The 968-nt window shown below is 37.1% G+C and carries 1 pseudogene; it reads right to left on the minus strand.

The features are described 5' to 3' along the window. A pseudogene (locus M992_RS06345) lies at positions 1-627 on the minus strand (T6SS immunity protein Tli4 family protein); the annotation flags it as partial. Positions 628-968 lie beyond the last annotated feature (341 nt).

The raw sequence follows: 968 nt of genomic DNA on the forward strand, positions 1-968 counted from the left end.
ACACATCCCTTTTTCAGTTGGAATTTCATTCTTTGGGCGACCGTGTAAGCGAGAAATCAACGACTGCATGGCGGCTAGTTTTTGAGGTTTGTCGGTAATAGGGTAATCATCCGAAAAATATGATTTTTCTTTAGCATACTTATCTGATGTAAGATCATGGAATTTAGTTTTGATAATAAAAGCCACATTATCAATATAAACATGCGCTTCTAGCTCTCTGGCAAATCCTGGATAAGCATAACTTTCATTTTTATCAAAAATAACGCCCATTTCCAATCGGATAATATCTTTCAAGAATGGTCCATCCCGCTCCTCACTTACACTTTGTTTTTTTAATTCATCTTCACGCAATTCGATGCGTTGTTTAAATGCGGGAGGATAAAGAAACTGGCTTTCAATGGTCATATCATCGATAGTGATGACCGATGAAAGTTCTTGGGTTAACGCTTTGGGATAATTAAAGGTATAACGACCTAAACAATAGATGGGTGCATCATCAAACAGGGTATTAATCACGGCAGAATCCTTGTCATTAAGCGAAGTTGAATAGGTTTTATTGGGTACAGAGCACGCCGCTAAAGTGCCCATCAAGACCAAACTAAAAAAAACAATTAATCCTTTTTTCATCAGGGTTTCACTTCATCCGTCTGCAATATGCGACATAAGGAACGTAAGGTGAATTTTATCGCCGGTGATAATTCAGTTTCTCCGTATATGAGGGTACTGTTGATGCAGAACGAGAGCAATTCCGAATAAAAACAGACACAATACTTCACCTTATATTAAATTATAGCGATAAAACATGATTATCTATCCGATCCCAAATCTCGACTATTTGAGTATCACTGTATGTTGTTTTTTTATTTCCCATTAGCATCTTTATAGAAAATCAGCGCAATAATAACCCGATCATTGCGCTGATTAAGTTTAGTACGCGTTTGGTCTAATCTTAAAGGACTGCAATACCC

The sequence above is a fragment of the Moellerella wisconsensis ATCC 35017 genome, from assembly GCF_001294465.1.
Classification (GTDB): Bacteria; Pseudomonadota; Gammaproteobacteria; order Enterobacterales; family Enterobacteriaceae; genus Moellerella; species Moellerella wisconsensis.